The organism is Acinetobacter sp. AG1 (assembly GCF_001005525.1).
GTDB classification, from domain to species: Bacteria; Pseudomonadota; Gammaproteobacteria; order Pseudomonadales; family Moraxellaceae; genus Acinetobacter; species Acinetobacter modestus.
The window spans coordinates 1-26,050 of the sequence record NZ_LBMZ01000089.1 but is presented as its reverse complement, the minus strand read 5'-3'; the positions used below and the strand labels follow the sequence as shown (position 1 = coordinate 26,050).

Here is a 26,050-nt window from a genome sequence, read left to right as displayed (position 1 = left end):
TATATTAGTGCTGTTGCATCCAGAGCATGATAATTAATACAGTCATATGTATGATTTGGGCTGGAATAAAAGCAAGAGCATATTTATATCCTCCTGTTAGCGCAGCGTTGATACTTTTCGCTAAAGCATGAGCAGCAAGTCCGATCATTAATGCGATCATAAGTGTTGTTGCCTGAACGGTATCAGGCTCGGCTTGGACAACGATTGCAGCAATTGCCGCATGTATCTCAAAAAGAGATGCGATTAATGTACCTAAAATCAGACCTGAACTACCAAGCCAAAGGTTGAGAGCATATACCGCGGCTTGAATTGCTGATAAGGCAAAAGTAATAATGATGGCATTTTTGAAGCTGAACATGCGGCTATTATCATTGGTTGCGATTGTTTCACCATCGCCAATAGATGTCCGCATTAAATATAAAGCCCAAATAGATAGAATGATGGTTGAAATGATAGTTGGGAAAAATATGATTTTGAACCAAGCCAAGCTAATGCTTGCAACAATAATGAGCATTTGAATAAGCGTAGATACGCAGGACATCAAGGCCGCACCAGCATTAACATGAGGGTTCGCACCATTGTTACGAACTTCCATACCCAGATTTGCGATAGTTGCTGTGCTTGAGACAAAACCAGATGCCAAAGCAGAAAATACGATTGCATTTTTTGATGATAAAAGTCTTTTGGCAAAATGTGCTAATGCTTGTACAAATAGTATGAGGCTTAATAATTTCAAAATTGTATAGGGATTTAATACGGGTCCCCAAAAGGCTTGGTTCGGTACTAAGGGCAGTGCAATCAGAATTAAAGCCAGTAGTAGCACGCCATCCCTTAATTCGCTTTCGTTAATCCACTGGTTTGCGAGCCCATGAAGTGATTGTTTCGCAAAAAGTAGAATGGTCAGCGTCACTGCAAGCCCAGCAGCTAAATTGATATTCCATATGCAAACAGCACCGATAAAATAGGTCATTATGAGTGCAAGTTCAGTAGTCACACCAGGATCATCGGGTTGATTTTTAAGTGATGCAATACTTATAGCACCAATTAAAATTGCCCCCGTAATTCCTATTTCTAAATTAAATAAAAAGCACAGTGTTCCTAAAAGAGAGCTAATTGCAAAGGTTCTAAAACCAGCAAAGGTTTTGGTCTTATGTTTCGCTTTGCTTTGTTCCCGTTCTAAGCCGATCAATAATCCACAACCGAGCGATACAGCAAAGATCATCATTAACTGACTTAAAGCAGTATTTTGTATTGATAAATCAAGTAAATCAGTCATGTCATATCCTTTCGCTTAGAGGATCATCGTTATTGTTTGGGCAAAATTTAGTTGAATTTATATACTTTAAAATTGCATAAATGCATCGCTTTATCTTAACCCTTTTTGCTTTTATGGCTAAGTTATCTATATGTTTTTAATCATTCTTGAGTTATGAAATGATCTGGGAGATTTCAATAAATCTCTGTTATATTATAGAAATAGCTTGGGGTATAACAATGACGTTTAATTTTCAAATCGATATTTTTTGGTGCTTAGAACAATTACAAAAAGATGGACGAATCAATGAACGGGATAAATTATTAGTACAAACAACGCATCGTCAAAAAGATGAATTGAAGTGGCATCCTTTACAGTGGGTTGCAAAATTTAATCTGAAAGATCAATTAAATCCAGAAACCATTTTAACACTCAATCGTCTATGTCTATGGTTGGCGGAAAAATCACATGTTCCTTTATTTGTAATTGATCCTCTAAAGGCGGATGTGACGGCATTAACCAGTGTTATGTCTCAAGAGTTTGCAGCTCGAAATCATATTTTGGCAGTAGAAGTTCACTCTGATCGTATTTTAATCGGTACAGATCAGCCATTTATGATGGAATGGAAAAATAATTTAGAAAGAAGTTTGAGTCCGAAAAAAGTTGAAGCTGTGCTATTAAATCCAGAACAGCTACAACGTTATTTGATTGAATATTATCAAGTTAGTCGAGCAGTGAGTTCTTCTCAAGGCACAAGTGCTTTTGACCGTGACAATAAGGGGGTTGAAGCTTTACTGCAATTAGGCGATACACAAAACCCTGATGCCAATGACCAGCATATTGTGAAACTCGTTGATTGGGTATTGCAATTTGCTTTTGAGCAGGGTGCAAGTGATATTCATTTGGAGCCTCGCAAAGACAAAGGCAAGGTGCGTTTTCGTATCGATGGTGTATTACATACAATTTATAATATGCCTGCCAATACACTTACAGCAGTGATTTCCCGTATTAAAATTTTAGGTCGCATGAATGTTGCGGAAAAACGTAAACCACAAGATGGACGTTTAAAAACGCGAACACCGAAAGGCCAAGAAACCGAGTTACGTCTTTCTACACTTCCTACGGCATTTGGTGAAAAGTTGGTCATGCGTATTTTTGACCCAGAAGTCTTAGTACGTAGTTTTCAACAATTGGGTTTTGAAGGGCATTTATTACAGAGTTGGCAGCAACTAACACAACATAGCCACGGGATTATTTTGGTGACGGGGCCAACAGGTTCAGGTAAAACGACAACCTTATATTCATCTTTAAAGCAATTAGCAACAGAACAAGTGAATGTTTGTACCATTGAAGATCCGATTGAAATGTTGGAACCAAGTTTTAACCAGATGCAGGTGAATCCAAATATCGAACTTGGTTTTGCCGATGGTGTTCGTGCACTGATGCGTCAAGATCCTGACATTATCATGGTGGGAGAGATTCGTGACCATGACACCGCAAATATGGCGATTCAAGCAGCATTAACAGGACATTTGGTTCTTTCGACTTTACATACCAATGATGCACCTTCAAGTCTGACCCGTTTGCATGATTTAGGCGTACAGCCATTCTTAACTGCGGCAACGATTTTAGGTGTTCTAGCTCAACGTTTGGTGCGCCGACTTTGCCCACTTTGTAAGCAAGAAACGGCAATTAATGAACAAGAGTGGGAGCATCTTACTTTCGATTATATGATGGATATGCCAACGACGATGTATAAAGCAGTTGGATGTGAAGCATGTCGCCATACAGGTTATAAAGGCCGTGTAGGTATTTATGAATTTATGCCAGTAAGTTTAGAGTTAAAGTCTATTATTAGTGCTCATGGCACACTGAATGATCTGAAAGCACAATCCAAGAAAGAGGGTGTTGAGCCACTGCGGATTGCAGGTGCACGCAAAGTCATTGAAGGTGCAACCACGTTAGAAGAGGTATTGCGCGTCGTCCCTTTGAGTTAAGCAAATTATTGATCTTCAGATTCACCTCATCTTCATTTGTTTTAATGACTCTATAGAAATCAAGCAACGAAGATGAGGAATCAAATATGAATATCTTTTCTAAAGTTATGGTGATTGCTGGTTTAGTGGGTACTACAACATTTGCAATTGCAAACACTGGTGCAGTTAACCAACAGGCTCTTGCTCCAACTCAGGTAATCACAGTAAAACAAGCATTGACGTTAAAAGACGATACCCCAGTGCAATTGAAAGGTTATGTAGTCAAAGCGACTGGAGATGAGAAGTATCAATTTAGTGATCAGACTGGGATGATTACGGTCGATATTGATGATGATCTATGGCAAGGAAAACCTATTTCAGCTAAAACGCCAGTCACTATTATTGGTGAGATTGATATTGACTATAAACCGACTAAGCGTGTTGAAGTCGATGTCGATCAAGTTCAGTTTTAAATCATAACTACTAATAAAAACCACATGACGCTTATGTGGTTTTTTGTTTATCCTTTAATTAAATTCTAAAAATAGAAAGAGAACAATCATTTATGCGCATTTTACTAGCGGAAGACGATGCTTCTCAGGCAGAAAGCATTAAAGACTGGTTAGAAATGGATGGTTATAATGTGGATTGGGTAGAACGTGGCGATCACGCGATTTTGGCAATAGAGCAACATCATTATGATTGTCTTTTGTTAGATCGTGGTTTACCTCAAGCCTCTGGCGATGAAATTGTTAAAGTAATTCGCCGTCAAAATGCGCAACCCCCCGTTATTTTTATTACTGCAAGAGATCATATTCAGGATCGAGTCGAAGGTTTAGACTTAGGTGCAAACGATTATTTGGTTAAGCCATTTAACTTAGAAGAATTGTCTGCCCGAGTGCGTGCTCAGTTACGCCAACATCAAGCCCGAGCTGGGCAATATTTGAGTTTTTCAGATTTACAGCTTGATCCACAAGCAAAAACACTAACCAAAGCCGAACAGCCAATTAATCTAACTGCTAAAGAATTCCAAATTTTGCATAAATTAATGCTAAAACCTGATCATATTGTAACTCGGGAACAACTTGAAGAATCCCTTTATGCGTGGGGGGACGAAATTGAAAGTAATGCAATTGAGGTTTTTATATATCAGATTCGTAAAAAAATTGGTGGGCACTATATCAAAACCATTCGTGGTTTAGGCTATCGAATGGATCAGGAATAAGCTTATGAAAGTCGTGTCTTTGCAAACTAAACTGCTAAAGACCTCGTTAATGAGTTCGATTGTTGCAGGTTGTATAGCATTGCTACTATTTGTAGTGATTTCAATTTATCAAACCATGCAAGTGCAAGATGAAATCATGGATGAGATTTCTGATATGTTATTGATCTCTGACTTAACTAAAACCTCTGGTCAGCAGATTGATGAGTTGAGTGATCAGTTCGATATTGAATACCGTCTGAGTAATCACCAACAGGTATTAACACAGTCTGAAAATTTTCATCTTGATCAATCGTATTACAAGCTCATCTTTAAAACTGCTGATCATTATGGCTTGATTTGGCAAGATCAAAAGTTATGGCGTAGTTATATTGTCGATGAGCCTAATTCCAATTTAGAGGTTATGGTATTACAAAAAATAGATGAGCGGTTTAATGAGTTAGTTCATAGCTTTATGAGCTACTTATTCATTTTAATACTGGTGTGGCTACTGCAATGGATTATTTTACATTTTTTGATTAAACGTCAATTCAAAGTTATTCATCAATTATCTACCAAAATATCAGCAAAAAATGCGAATGATCTAAGTCCGATTCAACCCAGTGTTATTGAGTTAAAAGAGTTACAACCGATGATAACGCAACTCAATAATTTATTGCGCCGTTTAGATCAATCGTTGCAGGCAGAGCAACGATTTACAGCCGATGCATCGCATGAATTACGTTCTCCTTTGTCCGCTATTCAAATGCGTTTACAACTTTTACAACGCAAATATCCTGAGCACGCTACAGATTTTAGACAAATGCAGCAAGATGTAAGTCGAGGCATTCAGACCTTGGAAAACCTACTTTTGTTGGCGCGGCTAGACCCAGAACATGCTGGAAATTTGCCTAAAACATGTATCAATTTACATACAGTTATTAATGAAGTTATTCAAGCTTTAGAGTTATTTGCTAATCAAAAGTCGATTCAGTTACATCTACAACTTATGGGAAATGAAAATCACACAATTCTTGCCAATCAACAGTTACTCTTTACCTGTATTCGAAATATTGTTGATAATGCAATTCGTTATACGCCAGAAAATGGGCATGTTTATATTACTTTAAAGAAACAATCTTATTTAGAACTAATTGTACAGAATGAGGGAGACGGATTGAAAGAGGAGGTTTTTGAGCGCTTGGGTGAACGTTTTTATCGTGCTTTAGGGACTAAAACTCAAGGCTCTGGTCTAGGACTCTCAATTTGCAGAAAAATCATCGAATTACATCATAGTAAAATAGTATTTTCACCATCTGAGTATGGTGGACTCAAAGTGAGTATTCAATTAAATACGGTCTAATTTGATCAAACAAAAAAAGCAGTACGCGCTGACATACTGCTATTCCCACGTTTATTATTATGCGGTTGTTATTATATTACTTCGTTAAAATCAGACGATTATTACGAGTTAAACGCAAGCGGTATTCTTCACCCGCATGCATTATGCGTATTTCCCGACCTAAGGCAAAAAGATTATTGGAATGCAACATTGGCAATGATTGAGCTGCATCTGTACTACGTGTAAATAGATTAAATGGTGCGTTCATTTGTTATGCTCCGTGGTGTGTTTTTTAATGATTTAAATGATAATCATTATCGAATAGACCTGTCAACGTAAATTTCAAGAATTTACAAAATCATTGATTATTGATGTTTTTAGAATGTGAAATCGTTATTAAATTCATTAAAATTGTTGTGAAAAAATAGAGATATTAAACTGTTATGGCAAAAGCTATTGTTGACGTTGCGATCGCAATTTTATTGCATAAATCTAAAGTGTTAGTGGGTTGGCGACAAGCAGATCAACATCAAGGTAATAAACATGAATTTCCTGGTGGAAAAGTCGAACTAGGGGAATCACCTGAACAAGCTTGTCGTAGAGAGATTTATGAGGAAGTCGGTATTGGTTTAAAGGAGTGGCATCCGTTCGATATTATTCGTCATGAATATGAAGATGTTATTGTTAATTTACATCTTTTTCATGCACACGTACCTGAGGAAATGCTTAATCAAATTCATCAACCTTGGACTTGGTATCAACGCGATCAACTAGCGAGTTTAAACTTTCCGAAGGCAAATGCTGTAATTCTGGAACGCTTAATCTGGTCTCATTTGATTAAGATCAGTGATCAAATTGATGCTTTACCACATCATAACTTTCAAATGTATTGGCGCATTCAAATAGCTGAAGTTGAAAAGATTGAACAGCAGTTAGAGCTTTTAACTGATGAACAATTACAAAAAATTATAATTAATACTGATATTTATCAAAACATGAACATGGTTCTACAGTCTAGAGTGAAGACAATTCATCTTAAACAATCACAATTAATGGCACTTAAAAAAGGTGAATTGATTGTTGGTAAACGTTTTATTGCAGCCTGTCATGATGCTGTTTCATTACAACATGCACAGCATATAGGTTGTGATGCAGTATTTTTGAGTCCTGTGAAAGCGACTGAAACACATCCAAATGCAAAAGTATTGGGTTGGAATGACTTTGCTGCATTAGCTCAGCAGAGTGATATTCCAGTTTTTGCTTTAGGTGGCGTAGCACCTGAAGATTTAAAACAAGCCCAAAAGCATCATGCTTATGGGCTTGCTGGGATTCGTCAATTTAGTTCAATTGATTGATCAAACTTTTTATAACGCTTGAATAGCTTTTTTAGCTTCTTGGGCTTTTACTGGATGATTACGTGCTTCGCTTGCTCGGAGCACAATAAACCAAAGTTGTTTTTTCATCGAGTTACTTTGCGCATAGCTTAAACCACGACGTGCCAAAGCTTCCGCATTCGCATATTGTTTGCGCTGGTCTGCAATCAGTGCCAAATACAAATAAGTTTCGGTCGCTTGGGGAGCAATACGTTGAGCTTGAAGAGCATAACGTTCTGCTTCCGCAAGTTGCTGTTGCTTATAAGCAACTTGGGTTTTTTGCATTAATGTTCTAAATGCTGGTAATTGACTCCCATCATTGAACTTTTGCTGTACTTTTTGCTCAGGTACAACCACTTGTACGTTTTGACGCTTTATTTCTTTCTGCTCATACGGCGTAATTTTTACATTCGACGCGGGCGGAGCAGTTTTCTTTTTCTGCGTGTTTGACGTACTTGGCGGTTCTCCCAATTTAATTACCACTTTTTTATTTGGAGGCGGTGCTGAATTACAACCTGCAAGCAGCAATACACCAATCACAATCGTTATTTTCTTCATCATGTCCAATCATCCTTGTAACTTAGTTTTCACCGCTATAACTACCGCTCGAAATCACACGTGTAGAATTATGATTGGATAAATCGGTGTCCATTTGATTTTCACTTTCTCGAATATAATTGGTATTGCCATCACCGTAATGATCCCCCTGAGTGTCTTCTTCGGATGGGATATTTGTTGGTTCAACCTCATAATGTGATTGCCCGCAGAGGGTTGCACGACGAGGTACAGTTTGTCGAAGTAGGGGAATATACATTGCACCATCACAGCCTTGCGCTGATAAATCACCTGTTGCGCTGTCTATCCATTGCCATTCTACATTGTCAGTTTGACGAAGATTGACGGGTTCTTGACGAAGCTGTTTCATTACATTAGTCCAGACAGGTAATGCACCTGAAGAACCCGTGAGACCAGTAACTTTATTATCGTCCAGACCTAACCAGACGACAGCGACATGATTGCCTGAATAACCAGCGAACCATGAATCGCGTGTATCATTGGTGGTGCCAGATTTACCAGCTAAATTTAAGGTTTCAGGTAAGCTGCCATAAGCTGATCGTCCAGTACCTGAACGCATAACTTGTTGCAAACCGTAGTTCAAAATATAGGCAGCAGCAGGATCAATCGTTTGTTGAACATTTAAGCTATAACGTTCAAGCAAATGTCCTTTTGCATCAACAACAGTACGAATAGAGCGAGGAGGATATTTGAAACCACCTGTTGCAAAATTACCATAAATGCCAAGTACTTCCATTGGGGACATATTTACTGCACCCAAATAGATAGATGGATAAGCTGGAATATTCGAACTGACACCAAATTGTTTTAGCTTATTAGAAAATGCTGATAATCCAAATTCATTTCCTAAACGAACAGCAGATAGGTTATATGAATTTGCCAAGGCTTGTTGCATAGGTACAACACCGTGTTCACCACCACTATAATTTTTTGGTGTCCAACTCTTATCGCCTTCTACTGGAATATTAACGGCGCTATCTTCAATCGGACTCGCCCACGTATAACGTCCAGATTCGATCGCATTTAGATAAATAATTGGTTTTAACAACGAACCGACTTGACGTTTAGCATCTAGTGTACGGTTAAAGCCAGTAAAATCTTGGGTTGAACCAACAGCAGCAACCAATTCACCATTCTCTGGATGGGCTACAAGCACAGCGCCTTGTAAGTTTTTCAAACGTGCTGGATTTGCTTTTGCTAAACGTTCAACAGAGTCTTTAAAAGCATTTTGAACTTGGGTCTGTGCAATCGGGTCAAGCGTTGTGAAAATTTTCAAACCTTGATTGGTAATATCACTTTCTTGATATTCTGTACGTAATTGGCGACGTACGATATCAAGGAAATCTGGGAATTTTGCAGGCCCTAAAGTTGGTTTACTCACAATATTTAAAGGACGTGAGATTTCATCTTGATATTCTGTTTCAGATAAATAGCCCATTACCATCATATTGTTTAATACAACATCACGGCGTTTTTTAGCCGCTTCAGGATTACGCCAAGGGTTATATAAAGTTGGACCCTGTACTAAACCAACCAAAAAGGCTTGTTGGGAAATATTTAATTCACTCAGAGGTAAACCAAAATAGAATTGTGAAGCTAAGCCATAACCGTTAATTGAGTAATTGCCATTTTGACCTAAATTTACTTCATTTAAATAAGCTTCTAGAATTTCATCTTTGCTGTAATGCAGCTCAATCAACAATGCCATAAGAGCTTCATTGACTTTACGTTTGAGCGTTTTTTCTGGTGAAAGATAGAAATTTTTAACTAACTGTTGGGTTAATGTCGAGCCGCCTTGACGTCGACCACCTGTTGCATTACTGACTAAGGCACGTGCTGTACCTCGAATAGAAATACCATGATGGTGATAAAAATTTCGGTCTTCTGTTGAAATTAACGCTTCAATTAGTGTTTTTGGTACTTTATTTAGCTTAATGAGGACACGGTCTTCATTATGTTGTGGATAGATACCACCGATTAATAGGGGTTCTAAACGAGCAATACCCGTGCTAGAAGGTTTAGTTGAACGAATTTCACCAACTTGACCTTGATTAAAAGCAATCTCAAGCACTTGTTCAGGTTCATTACTATCACCATAGTCAAAACCACGTGTATGAACATACATTTGGTTACCTTGAATGATGTAACTTCCTGATTTTTCATAGTTCGCGGTATTTTTATAGCCCAGTAATTTTAATTCTTGGACAAAATTATCTTGAGTAATGGGTGCATTCGCATAGATTTCTAATGGACGAGCAAATACCTTGGCAGGAATATCCCAACGCTGACCTTCAAATTTATTGCGAATAATATTATCCAAACGGATCAGATAGATACTAAAGGCAATAAACACACCAATCACTAAAATTGAAAAAATTAGTGCTAGAAAACCAATACCACGTTCACACTTCATAGACTTGCGTTAAAACCGAAACAATGTGAGTAATGATGCGATAGCTTATTGTCATTTTGCAATCATAAAACTGTGAATAAATAGCAACATGCAATAAAAACTTTCAGAAGGTGTTGACATTAATCGTATAAAAAAAACAACGAATAGACATTTTTATACTTTTTAATCAATCATCAACGAAAATTTGATTGTTAATGATATGATAGTCAATAGTCGCGGTGGAGCTGAGTTATTCGTGCAAATTTCACATAAATCCTTTCGAAATATTGGTCTAATTGGGCGACCAGATAAGAATTCTGTAGTAGAAACGTTATGTTTAATTCATGATCATTTGATCACTTTAGGCTTAAATCCCGTTTTTGATCAGGAAACAGCCAAACTTGTGCCTTATAGTTATGGTCAGACCGTGAGCCGTAATTTATTAGGTGAAGTAGTGGATTTGGTGATCGTTGTGGGTGGAGATGGTTCTTTACTTCATGCGGCACGTGCTTTAGTCAGATACAATACACCCGTTATTGGGATTAACCGTGGTCGACTCGGATTCTTAACTGATATTAAGCCGGCAGAAGCAATTTTTAAACTGGATCAGGTACTACAAGGTCAATTTCAACTGGATCGACGTTTCTTGTTGGAAATGGAAGTCCGTACCAATAACGAAACTATTTATGATGCAATTGCCTTAAATGATGTGGTGTTACACTCAGGTAAATCGGTTCATATGATTGATTTTGAGCTGAGTATTGATGGGCAATATGTCTATCGTCAGCACAGTGATGGTTTAATTGTATCGACACCAACAGGCTCGACCGCTTATTCACTTTCGGGTGGTGGGCCAATTTTACATCCAAGTATGGATGCGATCGCACTTGTACCAATGCACCCACATACTTTGTCATCTCGTCCAATCGTTGTCGGTGGGCAAAGTGAGATTAAGATTACCATCCGTGAAAATCGTGTCTTACCGATGGTGAGTGCTGATGGACAACATAGTGTTGCATTAAATGTAGGTGATACGGTGCATATCCGTAAACATCCGTTTAAACTAAGCTTATTACATCCACCTGGTTATGATTTTTATATGGCTTGCCGTACTAAACTGGGTTGGAATCAAGATTTTGAATCTTTTCAACAGGATGACTCATGAATATTGAACAAATGCTCGCTATTTTAAATCCTGAAATTGTTGAGCGTCTGAAAACTGCTGTTGAAATTGGTAAATGGCCAAATGGTATTGCATTGACCAAAGAGCAACGTGAAATTTGTATGCAAGCCGTGTATGCATGGGAAATGGAAAATTTACCGAAAGAACAGCGCAGTGGTTATATTGACCGAGGTACGAAAGAAGAAGGTGAGGAGTGTGATGATGATCATCACAAAAATGAGCCTGAGTTTAAGCCGATTCGGTTTGTTTGATGATTTTAAAGCCCAGTATTTTTACTGGGCTTTTAGTCAGGCTAATTAATACCAATTTTCAAAATTAAGTTAAGAACTTTCCTATTGCGATGTATTCATTTGGTGTTAGCTATATTCTTTGAATCTAAATCGTTTTTGCTATCATGCTTGGCGGCATGGATGCCGCCTGTTTCGCTGTGGTATCAGGGATGTACCATCTGTGAAACAAAGGATTTATCTTACTTTTGATCCCTCAAAAGTAAGATAAAATAGAGATCAAATCAGACCAATGAATATCCATTTTAAAATAATTTCAGGATGCTCACCTTCGTGAGTATGGCAGAATAAATTAATTTAATTTCGCTGATTGGGATTACTTATTTCACAAAATCATTTTGCTGTGGATCATATACAAATGCTCCATCTATTTTACGTAAAAAATCAATCATAGAAACCATTTGTTCAGTATGTTCGAGATCATAATCATCACTAAATACGGCTCTGATTCTTCTACAAATACTGGATATATCAAAAGGCGCTAATGTACCAGCCATTTTTTGAATTTCCATTGAATCATCAATGACATGTTGACCTGTCTCATAGAAAACTAAAATGCACCACATATCCCAAGAAAAACGTAAATGCTTTTCTGAAGCATCAAAAGGATCTTCCTCATATCCAATTTGTAATCCTTCCATTTTAGAGAAACGTTCTGATAACTTTTTTTCAAGGAGTGTTAAAGGAAAGTCTTCTGAATTCTCATTAATCAGACAATAAAGTGAAAAAGCCATAATTTATCTGCTCAAATGATTAAATTTTGATGATTTATCAGTAGATATTACTTCGCTGCACCCATTATAAAATGCAGCGAAAAACAGAAAATATCGATTAGAATCGACTTTCCCAAAGTGCTTTCGCTTTAATCATTGCTTCATCATAACTATTCACAGCACCCATAGTATACAAAGCGATTCCCATCGTTTCGATCACTGCCATTTCGCCATATTCATGCTTTTGCTCACCGAGCCAAACTTCTTTAAATATTGCTAGATCAAGCTCTTCTTCAATCGGGCTGCGGTCAGGTGTTAATTTTGGCAGTTCATATTCGTACAACTCACCATTTTTAATCCCACAAATTAAAGTTTTGGCATCAGGATTACGCTCGAACTCACCACCTTCACCTTTGATCACAGCACTATTTTGATAGTCCAATCGAGAAGCTGTTTGTTGATGGGAAGTTCGATAAGCAGGGTGGAAAATTGCTTGTAAAGTGGCTTTTGCATTAAATGGATTAATTAGACGAGCAAGCGTATGAATTGGAGAACGTAAGCCCATCACATTGCGGAGTGAAATTAATTCACTCAGAATTGGTGAAATGGCTTCAAGTGGCAAAAATGCAAAATTATGTTGATCTAGTTGTTTGCGAACATCTTGCTCATTTTCACAAATAGAATAGCCTAAGTATTGTAAAACTTGTTCGGTATAGACACGGTTAATGGTATGACCCGATGCGCCGTGCATCACAATTTTATAGCCATGATGAGCCAGTGTTAATGCCGCTAATAAAAACCAAGGATAGTGCTTACGCTTGCCTGCATAAGATGACCAATCAAGATCTACATCAAGTGGCTGAAAATTGAGTTGATCACGTGTGGCTTGAACAAAACCAGCCAATTCATCGACAGATTCTTCCTTAACACGTAAAAGCATTAAGAATGCACCCAACTGAACATCCAAAACTTCATCTTTTAAAATCATGCTAAATGCTTGATAGGCTTCTTCATAACTGAGGGAACGAGAACCTGTTTTCCCTTTACCCAAGATACGAACATACTGAGCAAAGGGATGTTCTACAGTTTTATAAATATTTCGTTTTGTATTCATGATCGTATGAGAAATCTTCGCTAACAATAAAAGGAATATGACATAAAAGTGAAGCATTTAGCGTAAAAAAATATGAGGAGCTGTCTAATCAATAAACATTTAGCGTTTGCTTATGCCGAGTGCAAACAAAATTATTGACCGAATCAGTCTAGTGATTTGATGTAAACGGAACATGACATCCAATCTAAAAATCATTAGCATGGCTGCAAATCGAATTTTTAAAAACAATGAAAGCGAAAGGAAATAATGATGTTAGCTTACGATGCAGATTTGGAACTCTTCCGTGATAACTTTAAACGTTTTATGAGCGAGCAAATTGCACCTCATTATGATCAGTGGGAACGCGAAGGCATTATGCCACGTTCAGTTTGGTCTTCATTGGGTGAAAATGGCTTTCTCTGTGTAGATGTACCAGAAGAATATGGTGGTTATGGTGTACCAACCCATTATTCATTAATGTTAGTTGAAGAATCTGCACGTGCGGGTTATTGCGCACTATCAACGGCGATTTCTTGTCATTCTGAAATTGCGGCACCGTATATTCAACATATCGGAACTGAAGAACAAAAGCAGTATTGGTTACCAAAAATGGTTTCTGGGGAAGTTGTTGGTGCGATTGGTATGACTGAGCCAGGTGCTGGTTCTGATTTACAGGCAATGCGTACTAGTGCAATTTTGCAAGATGATCATTATGTGTTAAACGGTTCAAAAACGTTTATTTCAAATGGTCAGCATGCTGACGTTGTCGTTCTAGCAGTTAAAACTGATCCACAAGCACGTGCTAAAGGTGTGTCTTTGATGTTAGTTGACACACATTTGGATGGTTTCAAGAAGGGAACTAACCTCGATAAGATTGGTCTACATTCACAAGATACATCTGAATTGTTCTTTGATAATGTCAAAGTACCTAAAGACCAATTATTGGGGAATGCGGGTTCTGGCTTCGCTTATTTAATGCAAGAATTACCTCGTGAACGTACTGCAATTGCTTCAACAGCTTTGGGTGCAATCCGTGGTGCGATTGATTTAGCAACAGCTTATGTAAAAGAACGCCAAGCATTTGGTCAAGCAATTTCTCAATTTCAAAATACACGTTTTGTATTGGCTCAAGCAAAAATTGATGAATTAGCAACGGCAGCTTTCTATAACCAAAACGTTGCTTTGTATAATCAAGGCAAGTTGGATGTAGAAACCGCAGCGGCATTAAAGAGCTTTAGTACCGATATGCAAATGAAAGTATCGGATAATTTACTTCAATTATTTGGTGGCTATGGCTATATGACAGAATATCCAATTTCACGTTTCTTCGTTGATGCGCGTATCCAACGTATTTATGGTGGTACCAACGAAATTATGAAAGAAATCGTTGCACGTGGATTGATTGGTAAGTCTTAAGCACAAAAATCATCTCTATTTAGCAAATGATTTCAGACTGAATCAAGAAATTTGATTCAGTCTTTTTATTTCTAGTGATGTTTTTAAGATCAAGGAGTGACTGGCTCATCAAATAATGCGGAACAACTTTTATGATCTATACAACCTGCCAATATAATCGCTTTGGGTAAACTGGCATAGAGATTAGTTAAATGCTGCTCTGCTGGATGCTGAAACTTCCAAAATAAAAATTTTTCTGAACGTTGTTTATTAAAATTTTGATAAAAATCATACTGCATTTGTGTTGAGTCTTCATTTGGTTGCGTTTCTTTACGTCGCTCATGTGTCCCAACTGTTGCCATAAGCATTATATTTTGTACTTTATTGGCTTTGTTATTTAACCAATCTACCTGTCGATTGAGCAACGCATAATTATCAAACCAGAGTGAAGGGCTGGCAGCGATATAACGCTGAAAAGTTTCTGGGTGTGTAATAAAAGTATGCAAAACGAATAGCCCACCAAAAGAATGACCAAATAAGCTTTGTTTCCGTGTATTGACTTTAATTTTGGTCTGAATGGCTGGCTTGAGTTCTTTCTCTATAAATTGAATAAATTGGTCTGCACCACCATAATTGTACTTGGCTTGTTTTTGAAATTCGGCCGATGCTTTAGGCGTGTAGTCTAAAGCTCTCTTTTCTACGTCAAAAGTACTTTGTTTTGGATATCCAATCGCGACAATTGCGACAGGGCTTAACCCAAGACGATTGGCAGCACTACCCATAGATTTAGCAATATTGGCAGCGCTATCAAATGTGGCATTACCATCAAGTACATAAAGCACTGGGAAACCTTCACTTGGAGTTTCACTAGCAGGAACAGAGATCTGAATCAAATAATCATGTTTGGTATATTTTGAGGTTATTTCAAAGCTTTGCTGAATATTTGTTTGTGCTTTTAACGGCGGCTTGTTTGTACTGGTACTCGTTGGTTGTGCAAAAGACAATGGTGTGCCAATGAGCAGAGAAAAAGTCAAAATACCAAATTGTTTAATCATAATTTATTCGCGAACATTAAAATTTTATTAGTAATATATAATGAAAATCATTATCAATAAAGTTTGGTAATAAAAAGAGTTAAAACTCAGCGTGTTTAATAGTTTAAAGTGTTGCTATACTAGCTCGGATAATCAATTCACAGATGAATTGTAATCCATTCTTATAGATGATTTTGCTGAGGCTGCATTCCAATGGTAAACGATGGACAAAACACATCGAATTCACTTAATTTAGAACAAATTCGTAACGATATTGATAGTGTTGATCAACAAATCCAAGAGTTACTTAATCGCCGTGCGACGCTTGCAGAAGCGGTAGCCAAAGCGAAGTTTGCATCCGAAGAAAATCCGCTGTTTTATCGTCCAGAACGTGAAGCTCAGGTGTTACGTAAAGTCATGGAGCGTAACCAAGGTCCTTTATCTGATGCAACCATGGCACGTTTATTCCGTGAAATTATGTCAGCATGTTTGGCACTTGAAGCACCACAAAGCATTGCATTCCTCGGACCTGAAGGCACTTATACCCATTCAGCTGTGTTAAAGCATTTTGGTAAAGATGCTGTGGTACGTCCATTACCAACCATTGATGAAGTGTTCCGTGAAGTTGAAGCAGGCAGCGCACATTATGGTGTCGTTCCAGTAGAGAACTCATCAGAAGGGATTGTGAACCATACCCTCGATTGCTTTAAATCATCGACCGTGAATGTGATTGGTGAAGTTGAACTGCGTATCCATCATCAATTCCTTGTATCTGAAAATACTCGTAAAGACAGCATTAAGCAGATTTATGCACATCAACAAACCTTGGCTCAATGTCGTAAATGGTTAGATGCACATTATCCTGGCGTAGAGCGTGTTGCACTGAATTCAAATGCAGAAGCAGCACGTCGTATTCGTAATGAATGGCATTCTGCTGCGATTGCATCTGATATTGCAGCAAGCATGTACAATCTTGAGATTTTACACAGCAATATCGAAGATAACCCTGAAAATACCACTCGTTTCCTTGTAATTGGTCGTGAAAAGATTCCTCAAAGTGGTAATGATAAAACTTCATTATTGATCTCTGCACATGACCGCGCGGGTGCTTTGTTGGAGATTCTTGCGCCATTTGCCAAGCATAAAATTAGCTTGACCAGTATTGAAACGCGCCCAGCCTTACCTGAAAAATGGGCTTATGTGTTCTTTATCGATTTAGAAGGACATATCGGTCAGGAAAATGTTGCGGCGGCATTGGAAGAAATCCGCCCAATGGTGAAAGAGTTACGTGTCCTCGGGTCATATCCAATCGCTGTTCTTTAATTCTCTTAGATCCTATGGATAGATGTATGAAGCATCTATCCATATAAAAGTCGTCTTATTAGGCAAATATGTTTTATGTCTCAACCATTATTTAAGAAAGTTGCATTTATTGGGCTTGGACTGATTGGGTCGAGTCTTGCTCGCGTGATTGTGGCTGAACAACTTGCATCTCAAATTGTGGCTTCAACACGCTCAAAAAAAACATTAGAAGATGCCAAGGCACTCGGTCTTATTCAATACGGTTATGAAACACCTGAAGAAGCTGTTCAGGATGCAGATTTAATTGTTTTAGCTTTGCCTGTTCGAGCAACGCAAAAAGTGCTTGAACAGATTAAGCCTTATCTTGCAGACAATGTCATTATTACCGATGTGGGTAGTACTAAAGGCAATGTCGTTGAAGCTGCAAAAGCAGTATTTGGTGAAAATTTACCAATCGGTTTTGTACCGGGTCATCCGATTGCAGGTGCAGAACATACAGGTGTACATGCGGGTAAAGTTGATTTATTTGTCAACCATAAAGTAATTTTGACACCACTTCCGACAAGTGCCGATTGGGCGGTTGAAAAACTGATTCAACTTTGGTCTGCGGCAAAAGCAGAAGTGATTTGCATGGATGTCACTAAGCACGATGAAGTGTTGGCTCATACCAGTCATTTACCACATTTGATGGCATTCAATCTTGTTGAGCAACTGGCTAATCGTGAAGATAATTTAGATATTTTCCGCTATGCTGCGGGAGGTTTTCGTGACTTCTCGCGTATTGCGGCTAGTGACCCACAGATGTGGCATGACATTTTCTTTGCCAATAAAACGGCAATTCTGAATGCTGTTGATGGCTTTGAACAGCAATTATCAGTTTTAAAGAAATTGATTGCACAGGAAGATTCGCAAGCGTTGATGGGACTGCTCGGGCATGCTCAAGCAGCACGTCAGCACTTTAACCATATGTTGGCCAAAAAACCTTTGATGGAGAAAAACAAGGTGACACAGCAATTTACCATTTTACCGGGAAAGAAAACGTTTACAGGTAAATTCACCGTACCAGGTGACAAATCTGTGTCACATCGCTCAATCATGTTTGGTGCGATTGCAGAAGGTACAACACATGTAACAGGCTTCTTGGAAGGTGAAGATGCACTCGCAACTTTGCAGGCTTTCCGTGATATGGGGGTGAGCATCGAAGGACCTAAGAATGGTGAAGTCACTATTCATGGTGTTGGCATGCAAGGCTTAAAAGCGCCAGCAAGCGCTTTGTATATGGGGAACTCAGGCACCAGTATGCGTTTGCTATCAGGTATGTTGTCTGCACAAAAATTTGATTCAGTGATGACAGGTGATGCGTCATTGTCGAAACGTCCAATGGAGCGTATTGCTAAGCCACTTCGCGAAATGGGTGCACAAATCCAAACCACAGGTGAGAAAGGTACGCCACCAGTGAGTATCACAGGTAGTCAAGCACTCAAAGGGATTCAATACGATTTGCCAATGGCATCTGCTCAGGTTAAATCAGGTATTTTATTGGCAGGATTATGGGCAGCTGGTGAAACCTCGGTGACGGAACCTGAACCAACCCGTGACCATACAGAACGTATGTTGCGTGCTTTCGGTTATGATGTGAAAACTGAAGGAAATAAAATCTCGCTTGTGGGTGGTGGTAAATTAGTTGGTACAGATATTCAAGTGCCTTCGGATATTTCATCTGCTGCATTCTTTATGGTGGGTGCTGCCATTACTGAAGGTGCTGATGTGGTCCTTGAAGCGGTTGGGATTAATCCAACCCGTACAGGCGTGATCGAAATTCTCAAGCAAATGGGCGCTGATCTGACTGTTGAGAATGAACGTATTGCAGGCGGTGAACCAATTGCAGATATTCATATCAAAGGTTCAAGAACATTGAAAGGCATTCATATGCCTGAAGATCAAGTACCTTTGGCAATTGATGAATTCCCAGCATTGTTTATTGCGGCTGCATGTGCAGAGGGTCAAACCGTATTAACGGGTGCAGCTGAACTTCGTGTCAAAGAGTCTGACCGTATTCAAGTCATGGCTGATGGCTTGAAAATCATGGGCATCGACTGTACCCCAACCGAAGATGGTATTATCATTGAAGGTAAAGGCAAGTCTGGTGACTGGTCGGCAATCTTCACTGGTGGTGAAATTGAATCACACCATGATCACCGTATTGCCATGAGTTTCAGTATAGCTGGTTTACGTACCTCAGGTGAAATCACGATTTATGGTACAGAAACGGTTGCAACTAGTTTTCCAACTTTTACTGAACTAGCAAACTCTGCAGGTTTAGATTTACAAGTCGTAAATCAGTAAACGAATTGAGAAATGCAGTATTTAGAGTAGCTAAATACTGCATTTTTGATTTGTTTATACATAAAAATAAGTTGTTAGGTGCCAATATAAAACGTATAAATAATGAAAATGATGAGTTTGGCCATGTACATATCTAATTAGGTCTAAATTTATCAATTTAGTAAAATAAGTAAGACAATCGGCTAATCAATTAAAGACAATTGTATATATAATAATTCTTACCGTACGAGTCGGTTTTATGCTGCGATCCAGCTAAAAACATAAAAATAGAGGGAATACCATGAAAACATTGCAATTTATAGCAGATTGCCCTAAACATGGGGTAATTGATCATCCACCAAATGAATGCTATATCACGCAAGAATATGTTGCAGCGCTACTCTATAAACAATTAGAACATTATGGTTTTGATGCAGAACATATTCGTCATGAGCATGAAAAAATTGAAGTACGCATCGATAATCATCAATTACCTCTGTCAATCTTATGCTCGCAACAAGAAACAGAAGGTCACATTCTCTGTGAAATCTCTGCCAATCCACAGCAAGAACAAGCTTGGTTTGAACGAATAGAAACGCAAAGTATTATCCGACAGTTGGCTCAAGCCGTAGAAAATAGCTTAAAAGCAGAGCATAGTTTTTCTCAATTTGTATGGAAAAGCTAAGACGATTTTTCCAATAAAATCTTAAATAAAGTGATTTAAGCATCGCCATTTAGGCGTATGGTGTATATTTGTTTAAACACTTTATTTGAGAGTATTGGTGCATGATACAGGTCGATTTTTCTAAATTATCTCCACAAGTAGTTTGGCGGCATTTTGAGACCTTATGTACAATTCCTCGACCATCTAAACATGAACAACAGTTAAGACAGCATTTAAAAGATTGGGCAGAACAGCACAATTTAGAAACCTATGTTGATGAGATTGGTAACCTAATTATTCGAAAAGCGGCAACTAAGGGTAAAGAACAAGTTGCTGGTGTAATTTTGCAAGGGCACTTGGATATGGTGACTCAGGCAAATCGTGGTACCCAACATGATTTTTTTAAAGATCCAATTCAACCGATATTAAAAGATGGCTGGTTGATTGCTGAAAATACCACATTAGGTGCAGATAATGGGATTGGCGTTGCACTTGCACTGGCGGTATTAGAATCAAATGATATTGCACATGGGCCGATTGAAGTTCTTCTAACCATTGATGAAGAAGCGGGAATGAGTGGTGCTCGTTTGCTTGAGTCAGGCATTTTAACTGGGCAATGGCTTTTCAATATTGATACCGAAGAATGGGGTGAGCTGTATCTTGGCTGCGCAGGCAGTATTGACCTAGAAGTGGAACAGCCACTTGAATATGAAACACAACTAAGTGATTTAATCTTTGTAGATTTACTGGTATCAGGCTTGAAAGGTGGCCATTCTGGGGTTGATATTCATTTAGGTCGTGGGAATGCCAATGTAATTCTAGCTAATTTCCTGAATGATTATTTGGTACAATCCAATGGTCGACTGGTAGAGTTTGTGGGTGGAACAGCACGCAATGCTATACCGCGTGAAGCTGTGGCAACCATTGCAATTCAAGCAGAGCAATTACCCGAGTTGGAAAATGCCGTTGATGTGATACAAACTAAATGGCAACAAAAGTTACAGGGCATTGATGAGCAGCTGCAAATCACTGCACAGCAAAATACCAATCAGATAAATGACGTTATTGCCTTGCATCAGCAGCAAGCTTGGTTAAAAGCATTGGCAACTTGTCCATATGGCATTGCTCAATGGAGTAGTGCTTTACCCGATGTGGTTGAGACTTCGAATAATCTTGGTGTGGTCAAACTCACAAAAGATGAAGCCAAAACTTTGATTATGGTTCGTTCGATGGTGAACCAAGAAGCAGTGACATTTGCACAAAACATTCAACAACACTTCGCCAATTTTCAGATTCAATCCGAATTAACACCGTTAGTGTCGGGCTGGACACCAAACCCAGATTCGGCTGCATTGAAATGTTTACAACAAGCTTATCAGTCTGCATTTAAGATTGAGCCAAACTTGAAAGTGATTCATGCGGGCTTGGAATGCGGAATTATTGTAGAGCATTATCCTGATTTACAGATGGTATCGTTTGGCCCTGATATTCAAGGGGCGCATGCGCCGGGTGAAAGAGTTAAAGTTGATACTGTAGAAAAATGTTGGAAGTTATTGGTGACGGCTTTGGAAAGTGTGCGTTAACTCAATCTTGGAATCAGATCAGACCGATGATTATGTCTTGGTCTGATCATTTATTGATAAATATTGTGTTGGTACATGCTTTGTTAGCCAAACACCATTTTCTGCTTGATAAAATGCAAAGCCATCTTTATGCATTTGTATTGTGTCAATTAAGAATAAAATGGGCTTTCCATAACGTTGACCCACATTGAGTGCCGTTTCTTTATTTTCACTGAGATGGACATAATGACGTTGTCCCGCAATTAAGCCTTGTGCCTGAATTGATTCCATAAATCGACTGGCTGTACCATGATATAAATGTTGCGGTGGTTCAATTGCAATCATCTCTCTTTGTACTGTAGGGGTTGAATGACCTTGTACTGCACGAATATTTAAACCATCGTCTGAAATTTGAAAACGCTTCTTGTCACATTGTGCCACAATTGTTTGGATTAATTCATCATCCAAAAATGTATTGTGTTGCTCTGCTGCTTCAATCAGCTCAGCAATCTTTGCCCAACCTTCTTGATCGAGTTGAAGCCCGATTTGCTCAGGTTTATGTCTTAGGATTAAACTTAAGAATTTACTTGTTTGAGTATGTGATTTCATTTCTAATCTTCATTATTTAACGTGTACATTGACTTGAAATTGAGTTTTTTCAAGTTCGATAAACTCAATATTACAATCAATAAATTTTTCAATCATTGCTGCTTGGGTGCGAGTATGTTCACTGATGCATTGAGCCGTAAAACGACCGCCTTGACCCAATGCCAAAGGTAACAAGAGCTGATCTGCTAAATACTCATCAACGGCTGCTTTTGAGTTTAGATAATATTTGATGTCCTCAGCTAAACTGTTTGCAATTTGTTCTGCACTTTTACGCATTTCACCTAAGGCTGTAAACAGTTGGGTGTGATGCTGATGTTCAACTTTGACATAAACGGTATTGCCTTGGCTGATTCCCTTTAAATGAAAGTGCTGCTGAGAATTGAGGGCTAATCTTTTATTTAAAGTCGCTAATTCTCGTTCTGCGATTTGCGCTTCTTCTGAAAGATTCAATACCGCTGCAAAAGCCTCAGTACTTTGTAAAGCGCCACGATCTAATAGATTTAACTTGTTTCGATGTAGCCATGGCTGAATCTTGATTTGAATTTCACCTGCACCAATCGGGAAGAAGCCTGCTTTATTTAACTTAAATTCAGTTTCTATTCCGATCTTTGTGAGTGTAGGCAAAAAGCAATGCTCGATAAAATCTGCTGTTGGGGCAAGCGGGTTGTGAGTACCACCTGAAATGGTGAGTTCACTGGCATCATTTTGCAATAACAAAGCAGGCAATAGGGTTTGCAAAACCAGTGTTGTGCTTCCTGCTGAACCAATCTGGAATTGGTATTTTCCACTTTGCACATGTTGTGGTGCAAAGTACAAGCGCTGGCTATGAAGTTCAGCACCTTCCACATAGGCTTGGCTGATGTGTTGAGATGCCTGTACACAGACCAAATGCTGACGCATTAAGCCTGGTTTTTTACGCCCAGCACGAATGTTGATTAATTCAAATGCCTGACCTGTAATCATCGAAAGGGCAAGAGCTGTTCTTAAAATTTGCCCACCACCTTCACCTTGTGAACCATCAATTTGGATGGTTGCTGGCATATTTGCCAAAGCTTTATTCACTTTTATTTTCCTTATTTTCTAATTTAATGAACATACTGTCAGTACATGGTAATGCGAAGTAACGCGTGACTTTGCTTTTGGCAAAGGTTTGCTAGGTACATGGTGCGGAGCCTAATCAGTAAAGATTGATGCACGGCTCACATGCTGCCATAGCCGCCTGAATTATTTTCAATCCCTCAGATCGGAGTAACGCAGGATCTTGTACTCGCCCAGTATGCCCAAACTGTAATTGTGAATTAAACTCACAAAATCTATTGTCTATTCGACTAAATCAATCTGCCAATTGGCAGCCTGAATTTTAATATTTAAATCACGTAATTTCGCGCTGATATCATCGGCTTGTTTTTGCAAGCTAGAAACAGGGATAACTTTTTGCCATTTAATCTCACGTGAGCTATAACGATCAGGTTCACGATGGGTATTGGCAATCGCATCAACGAGAATCTTATGTTGCTCAGCATAACTATCACGCAAGCTTAATAGAGATAGCAATATTTTTCCATCTTCCAACTTGGCTTGCGCATTGGTCAAATGAATACGACAAATCAATTGATTGCTTTCTTGGGTTAAAGCAAATACTTGTTTGATCAGTTCATTTGGATCTTCACTCGGTTCATCACCATCTTGTACCAAGACATTGGCGTTGATCCGTTGTTTTAATGAAGCGAGTTTTTTATGTTGATCGCTTCGCAGTAATAATGCTTCTGCGAGTTTCATTTGAATTTACCTGTCTTAAGTATTAGCTTCAAAAGTAATTAGAATTTCAGCATCTTTACCTTTGAGATAAAGATGCTGCCAATGTTGAACATACCTTGGAAGGTATTTGCTCGGTGGTCTTATATAACCTTGTTGGGAAGCGATTAACTCTCCTATTAAACCTTCAATATGTGATTTTAAATAACCTGAAATTACTGCAAATTGCTTATCATTTAACGTGGAAAATAGATTTCTACGGAAAAAGTAATTTATCGTTTCAGTCGGGGTTCCCATATTTTTCATATGGAATTGCCAATCTATAAATAGTGAATCATCACACATTTTCTTCATAAATCTCCAAGAGGAGTTAATCGTAAAGAATTGTTTGAAGTTCTCATCAATAGGCAAGTTGCCATTGAAATCTAATGGTTCTACATAACAATCAAATTGTGGTTGTTGTTCAGGTTCTAAAGCATTTGCTGTTATACATAGTCCTTCTAGAATATGATTTAGTTTATTTATATCGATATCTAGCATAGTACTAACCCTTAACACAAACCACTTGTCTTAATGTATACACCACTTCAACCAAATCCTGTTGGGCTTTCATCACATCTTCAATTGGTTTATAGGCGGATGGAATTTCATCAATCACAGCGGCATCTTTACGGCATTCCACACCTTCAGTCTGAGCAATCTGATCTTCAACCGTAAAGCGTCTCTTGGCTTCCGCACGGCTCATCACACGACCTGCACCATGCGAACATGAACAAAAAGATTCCTGATTTCCAAGCCCACGCACAATAAAGGACTTGGCACCCATAGAACCAGGGATGATTCCATATTGTCCAAGTTTGGCACTTACAGCACCTTTACGTGTCACCATCACTTCTTCGCCGTAATGTTCTTCCTTTTCCACATAGTTGTGGTGGCAGTTTACTGCTTCCAATTTTGCATTAAATGGTTTTGGAATAATGGTCGCTAAAGCTTTAATCGCTGATTGCATCATGATTTCACGGTTTTTCATGGCAAAGCGTTGTGCCCAACCTACAGCAAACCAGTAATCATCAAAATGTTCAGTTCCTTCAACTAAATATGCCAAATCTTTGTTGGGTAAATTAATAAAGTGCTTTTGCATATCTTTACGCGCCAGCTCAATAAAATGATTACCGATGGCATTACCAACACCGCGTGAACCTGAGTGCAACATAATCCAAACATGATCGTGTTCATCCAAACAGATTTCTACAAAGTGATTCCCTGTTCCTAAAGTTCCCAGTTGCTTGCGATTGTTGGTATTTTTTAGGCGAGGGTGCTTAGCACAAATCAACTCAAAATCTGCAACCAAGTTAGCCCAAGCTTGATCCACCATTTCAGGTGGAGTTTCCCATGAACCTTGATCACGGCGACCACGTGTTTTAGTCATACCATGTGGAATCAAACGTTCAAGCTCAGTTCTTAATCCATGTAAATTATCAGGTAAATCTGATGCGGTTAAGTTGGTACGGGTCGCCATCATTCCACATCCAATATCGACACCGACAGCAGCAGGGATAATCGCACCTTTGGTTGGAATCACGCTTCCAATGGTTGCACCTAAGCCAAAGTGTACGTCTGGCATCACCGCCATCCATTTATAAATAAAGGGCATCTGCGCTGTTTGTAATAGTTGTTGTTTTGATTTGTCATCAACAATTACGCCATTTGTCCACATTTTCACAGGCATACTTTTTTCATTTTGCAGCACTTGGTAAGCACGTTTTTGTTGCTCTTGTTCAATTTGAACTTGTTGCTTGATTTCTTCAACGACTGACATTTTCATTTTCCTTTCAAAGCCTGCCTGCCAAGCGGTTGCAGACAGGTGATATACACAAGATCCCAATGATGTTGTGTATATATACTATTGCAGTGAGTGTGCCAACTTGTTGGTACTAGATGAAATTAATTTTAAGATATTGATATTTATTTATATATTTAATTTTAATATTTTTTGAAATGGAATTTTATAAG

At 38.5% G+C, this 26,050-nt stretch carries 24 protein-coding genes; 12 read left to right on the top strand and 12 right to left on the bottom strand.

Going from position 1 to position 26,050, the window contains the following annotated elements; genetic code table 11:
* Window positions 1-4 precede the first annotated feature (4 nt).
* Window positions 5-1,276, bottom strand: a complete 1,272-nt coding sequence (locus AAV96_RS03440) for an MgtC/SapB family protein (RefSeq protein ID WP_046738342.1) — start codon at window positions 1,274-1,276, stop codon at window positions 5-7.
* 218 nt (window positions 1,277-1,494) lie between these two features.
* Between AAV96_RS03440 and AAV96_RS03435 the strand changes: the two genes are divergently transcribed.
* From AAV96_RS03435 to AAV96_RS03420, 4 genes are all read left to right on the top strand, one after another.
* The gene (locus AAV96_RS03435) at window positions 1,495-3,252 is read left to right on the top strand and encodes a GspE/PulE family protein (protein WP_034601299.1); all 1,758 of its coding nucleotides are present in this window, start codon (window positions 1,495-1,497) and stop codon (window positions 3,250-3,252) included.
* 86 nt (window positions 3,253-3,338) lie between these two features.
* Window positions 3,339-3,704: a NirD/YgiW/YdeI family stress tolerance protein gene (locus tag AAV96_RS03430; RefSeq protein ID WP_046738341.1), complete on the top strand. Its 366-nt coding sequence runs from the start codon at window positions 3,339-3,341 to the stop codon at window positions 3,702-3,704.
* Between the two features lie 92 nt (window positions 3,705-3,796).
* Window positions 3,797-4,456 carry a response regulator transcription factor gene (locus tag AAV96_RS03425; protein ID WP_046738340.1) on the top strand — a complete coding sequence of 220 codons (660 nt, stop codon included), beginning with the start codon at window positions 3,797-3,799 and terminating at the stop codon, window positions 4,454-4,456.
* A 4-nt stretch (window positions 4,457-4,460) separates the two neighbouring features.
* Complete coding sequence (locus AAV96_RS03420; protein WP_046738339.1) at window positions 4,461-5,795, top strand: sensor histidine kinase; 1,335 nt, start codon at window positions 4,461-4,463, stop codon at window positions 5,793-5,795.
* Between the two features lie 76 nt (window positions 5,796-5,871).
* On the opposite strand, the gene hemP is transcribed toward AAV96_RS03420, so the two are convergent.
* Complete coding sequence (gene hemP, locus AAV96_RS03415; RefSeq protein ID WP_004661888.1) at window positions 5,872-6,042, bottom strand: hemin uptake protein HemP; 171 nt, start codon at window positions 6,040-6,042, stop codon at window positions 5,872-5,874.
* A gap of 175 nt (window positions 6,043-6,217) precedes the next feature.
* On the opposite strand from hemP, the gene AAV96_RS03410 reads away from it, so the two are divergent.
* Window positions 6,218-7,129, top strand: a complete 912-nt coding sequence (locus AAV96_RS03410; RefSeq protein WP_046738338.1) for a thiamine phosphate synthase — start codon at window positions 6,218-6,220, stop codon at window positions 7,127-7,129.
* 9 nt (window positions 7,130-7,138) lie between these two features.
* Here the strand turns inward: AAV96_RS03410 and AAV96_RS03405 are convergent, their stop codons facing one another.
* Entirely contained in the window at window positions 7,139-7,708 is a 570-nt protein-coding gene (locus AAV96_RS03405) for a tetratricopeptide repeat protein (protein ID WP_005215898.1), read from the bottom strand.
* 19 nt (window positions 7,709-7,727) lie between these two features.
* Window positions 7,728-10,136, bottom strand: a complete 2,409-nt coding sequence (gene mrcB / locus AAV96_RS03400; protein WP_046738337.1) for a penicillin-binding protein 1B — start codon at window positions 10,134-10,136, stop codon at window positions 7,728-7,730.
* Between the two features lie 235 nt (window positions 10,137-10,371).
* Here mrcB and AAV96_RS03395 point away from each other — a divergent pair, with 235 nt between their 5' ends.
* A complete protein-coding gene (locus AAV96_RS03395; RefSeq protein ID WP_034601775.1) occupies window positions 10,372-11,280 on the top strand; it encodes an NAD(+) kinase in 909 nt (302 codons plus the stop codon).
* Window positions 11,277-11,549: a YeaC family protein gene (locus AAV96_RS03390; protein ID WP_005159772.1), complete on the top strand. Its 273-nt coding sequence runs from the start codon at window positions 11,277-11,279 to the stop codon at window positions 11,547-11,549. Before AAV96_RS03395 ends, AAV96_RS03390 begins: the two co-directional genes overlap by 4 nt.
* 356 nt (window positions 11,550-11,905) lie before the next feature.
* On the opposite strand, the gene AAV96_RS03385 is transcribed toward AAV96_RS03390, so the two are convergent.
* Window positions 11,906-12,319, bottom strand: a complete 414-nt coding sequence (locus tag AAV96_RS03385) for a hypothetical protein (RefSeq protein ID WP_046738336.1) — start codon at window positions 12,317-12,319, stop codon at window positions 11,906-11,908.
* A gap of 97 nt (window positions 12,320-12,416) precedes the next feature.
* Window positions 12,417-13,412: a glycosyl transferase family protein gene (locus AAV96_RS03380; RefSeq protein WP_046738335.1), complete on the bottom strand. Its 996-nt coding sequence runs from the start codon at window positions 13,410-13,412 to the stop codon at window positions 12,417-12,419.
* Window positions 13,413-13,661: 249 nt separating this feature from the next.
* Between AAV96_RS03380 and AAV96_RS03375 the strand changes: the two genes are divergently transcribed.
* Entirely contained in the window at window positions 13,662-14,807 is a 1,146-nt protein-coding gene (locus AAV96_RS03375) for an acyl-CoA dehydrogenase family protein (protein WP_046738334.1), read from the top strand.
* Window positions 14,808-14,896: 89 nt separating this feature from the next.
* Here AAV96_RS03375 and AAV96_RS03370 read toward each other — a convergent pair whose 3' ends face one another.
* Complete coding sequence (locus tag AAV96_RS03370) at window positions 14,897-15,841, bottom strand: alpha/beta hydrolase (RefSeq protein ID WP_046738333.1); 945 nt, start codon at window positions 15,839-15,841, stop codon at window positions 14,897-14,899.
* A 192-nt stretch (window positions 15,842-16,033) separates the two neighbouring features.
* On the opposite strand from AAV96_RS03370, the gene pheA reads away from it, so the two are divergent.
* The 4 genes from pheA (at window position 16,034) to AAV96_RS03350 (ending at window position 21,694) form a co-directional block, all read left to right on the top strand.
* A complete protein-coding gene (gene pheA / locus AAV96_RS03365; protein WP_005215908.1) occupies window positions 16,034-17,143 on the top strand; it encodes a prephenate dehydratase in 1,110 nt (369 codons plus the stop codon).
* Between the two features lie 75 nt (window positions 17,144-17,218).
* Window positions 17,219-19,468, top strand: a complete 2,250-nt coding sequence (locus AAV96_RS03360) for a bifunctional prephenate dehydrogenase/3-phosphoshikimate 1-carboxyvinyltransferase (RefSeq protein ID WP_046738332.1) — start codon at window positions 17,219-17,221, stop codon at window positions 19,466-19,468.
* Window positions 19,469-19,748: 280 nt separating this feature from the next.
* On the top strand, window positions 19,749-20,132 hold the full coding sequence (locus AAV96_RS03355; RefSeq protein ID WP_005215912.1) for a hypothetical protein: 384 nt from the start codon (window positions 19,749-19,751) through the stop codon (window positions 20,130-20,132).
* 101 nt (window positions 20,133-20,233) lie between these two features.
* Window positions 20,234-21,694 (top strand): aminoacyl-histidine dipeptidase, encoded by a 1,461-nt coding sequence (locus AAV96_RS03350; protein ID WP_046738331.1) that lies wholly within the window; start codon window positions 20,234-20,236, stop codon window positions 21,692-21,694.
* A 30-nt stretch (window positions 21,695-21,724) separates the two neighbouring features.
* On the opposite strand, the gene AAV96_RS03345 is transcribed toward AAV96_RS03350, so the two are convergent.
* From AAV96_RS03345 to AAV96_RS03325, 5 genes are all read right to left on the bottom strand, one after another.
* Window positions 21,725-22,282, bottom strand: a complete 558-nt coding sequence (locus AAV96_RS03345) for an RNA 2'-phosphotransferase (RefSeq protein ID WP_046738330.1) — start codon at window positions 22,280-22,282, stop codon at window positions 21,725-21,727.
* Between the two features lie 12 nt (window positions 22,283-22,294).
* Window positions 22,295-23,344: an RNA 3'-terminal phosphate cyclase gene (gene rtcA / locus AAV96_RS03340; protein WP_046738329.1), complete on the bottom strand. Its 1,050-nt coding sequence runs from the start codon at window positions 23,342-23,344 to the stop codon at window positions 22,295-22,297.
* A 258-nt stretch (window positions 23,345-23,602) separates the two neighbouring features.
* Window positions 23,603-24,061: a DIP1984 family protein gene (locus tag AAV96_RS03335; protein ID WP_046738328.1), complete on the bottom strand. Its 459-nt coding sequence runs from the start codon at window positions 24,059-24,061 to the stop codon at window positions 23,603-23,605.
* 15 nt (window positions 24,062-24,076) lie between these two features.
* A complete protein-coding gene (locus tag AAV96_RS03330) occupies window positions 24,077-24,577 on the bottom strand; it encodes a hypothetical protein (RefSeq protein ID WP_046738327.1) in 501 nt (166 codons plus the stop codon).
* 4 nt (window positions 24,578-24,581) lie between these two features.
* On the bottom strand, window positions 24,582-25,856 hold the full coding sequence (locus AAV96_RS03325) for an RtcB family protein (RefSeq protein ID WP_046738326.1): 1,275 nt from the start codon (window positions 25,854-25,856) through the stop codon (window positions 24,582-24,584).
* Window positions 25,857-26,050: the final 194 nt, after the last annotated feature.

Excerpts from the sequence above, each read along its gene's own strand:
- AAV96_RS03440 (WP_046738342.1), bottom strand. The coding sequence starts at position 1,276 with ATGACTGATTTACTTGATTTATCAATACAAAATACTGCTTTAAGTCAG.
- AAV96_RS03435 (WP_034601299.1), top strand. The coding sequence starts at position 1,495 with ATGACGTTTAATTTTCAAATCGATATTTTTTGGTGCTTAGAACAATTA.
- AAV96_RS03430 (WP_046738341.1), top strand. The coding sequence starts at position 3,339 with ATGAATATCTTTTCTAAAGTTATGGTGATTGCTGGTTTAGTGGGTACT.
- AAV96_RS03425 (WP_046738340.1), top strand. The coding sequence starts at position 3,797 with ATGCGCATTTTACTAGCGGAAGACGATGCTTCTCAGGCAGAAAGCATT.
- AAV96_RS03420 (WP_046738339.1), top strand. The coding sequence starts at position 4,461 with ATGAAAGTCGTGTCTTTGCAAACTAAACTGCTAAAGACCTCGTTAATG.
- hemP (WP_004661888.1), bottom strand. The coding sequence starts at position 6,042 with ATGAACGCACCATTTAATCTATTTACACGTAGTACAGATGCAGCTCAA.
- AAV96_RS03410 (WP_046738338.1), top strand. The coding sequence starts at position 6,218 with ATGGCAAAAGCTATTGTTGACGTTGCGATCGCAATTTTATTGCATAAA.
- AAV96_RS03405 (WP_005215898.1), bottom strand. The coding sequence starts at position 7,708 with ATGATGAAGAAAATAACGATTGTGATTGGTGTATTGCTGCTTGCAGGT.
- mrcB (WP_046738337.1), bottom strand. The coding sequence starts at position 10,136 with ATGAAGTGTGAACGTGGTATTGGTTTTCTAGCACTAATTTTTTCAATT.
- AAV96_RS03390 (WP_005159772.1), top strand. The coding sequence starts at position 11,277 with ATGAATATTGAACAAATGCTCGCTATTTTAAATCCTGAAATTGTTGAG.
- AAV96_RS03385 (WP_046738336.1), bottom strand. The coding sequence starts at position 12,319 with ATGGCTTTTTCACTTTATTGTCTGATTAATGAGAATTCAGAAGACTTT.
- AAV96_RS03380 (WP_046738335.1), bottom strand. The coding sequence starts at position 13,412 with ATGAATACAAAACGAAATATTTATAAAACTGTAGAACATCCCTTTGCT.
- AAV96_RS03375 (WP_046738334.1), top strand. The coding sequence starts at position 13,662 with ATGTTAGCTTACGATGCAGATTTGGAACTCTTCCGTGATAACTTTAAA.
- AAV96_RS03370 (WP_046738333.1), bottom strand. The coding sequence starts at position 15,841 with ATGATTAAACAATTTGGTATTTTGACTTTTTCTCTGCTCATTGGCACA.
- pheA (WP_005215908.1), top strand. The coding sequence starts at position 16,034 with ATGGTAAACGATGGACAAAACACATCGAATTCACTTAATTTAGAACAA.
- AAV96_RS03360 (WP_046738332.1), top strand. The coding sequence starts at position 17,219 with ATGTCTCAACCATTATTTAAGAAAGTTGCATTTATTGGGCTTGGACTG.
- AAV96_RS03355 (WP_005215912.1), top strand. The coding sequence starts at position 19,749 with ATGAAAACATTGCAATTTATAGCAGATTGCCCTAAACATGGGGTAATT.
- AAV96_RS03350 (WP_046738331.1), top strand. The coding sequence starts at position 20,234 with ATGATACAGGTCGATTTTTCTAAATTATCTCCACAAGTAGTTTGGCGG.
- AAV96_RS03345 (WP_046738330.1), bottom strand. The coding sequence starts at position 22,282 with ATGAAATCACATACTCAAACAAGTAAATTCTTAAGTTTAATCCTAAGA.
- AAV96_RS03335 (WP_046738328.1), bottom strand. The coding sequence starts at position 24,061 with ATGAAACTCGCAGAAGCATTATTACTGCGAAGCGATCAACATAAAAAA.
- AAV96_RS03330 (WP_046738327.1), bottom strand. The coding sequence starts at position 24,577 with ATGCTAGATATCGATATAAATAAACTAAATCATATTCTAGAAGGACTA.
- AAV96_RS03325 (WP_046738326.1), bottom strand. The coding sequence starts at position 25,856 with ATGTCAGTCGTTGAAGAAATCAAGCAACAAGTTCAAATTGAACAAGAG.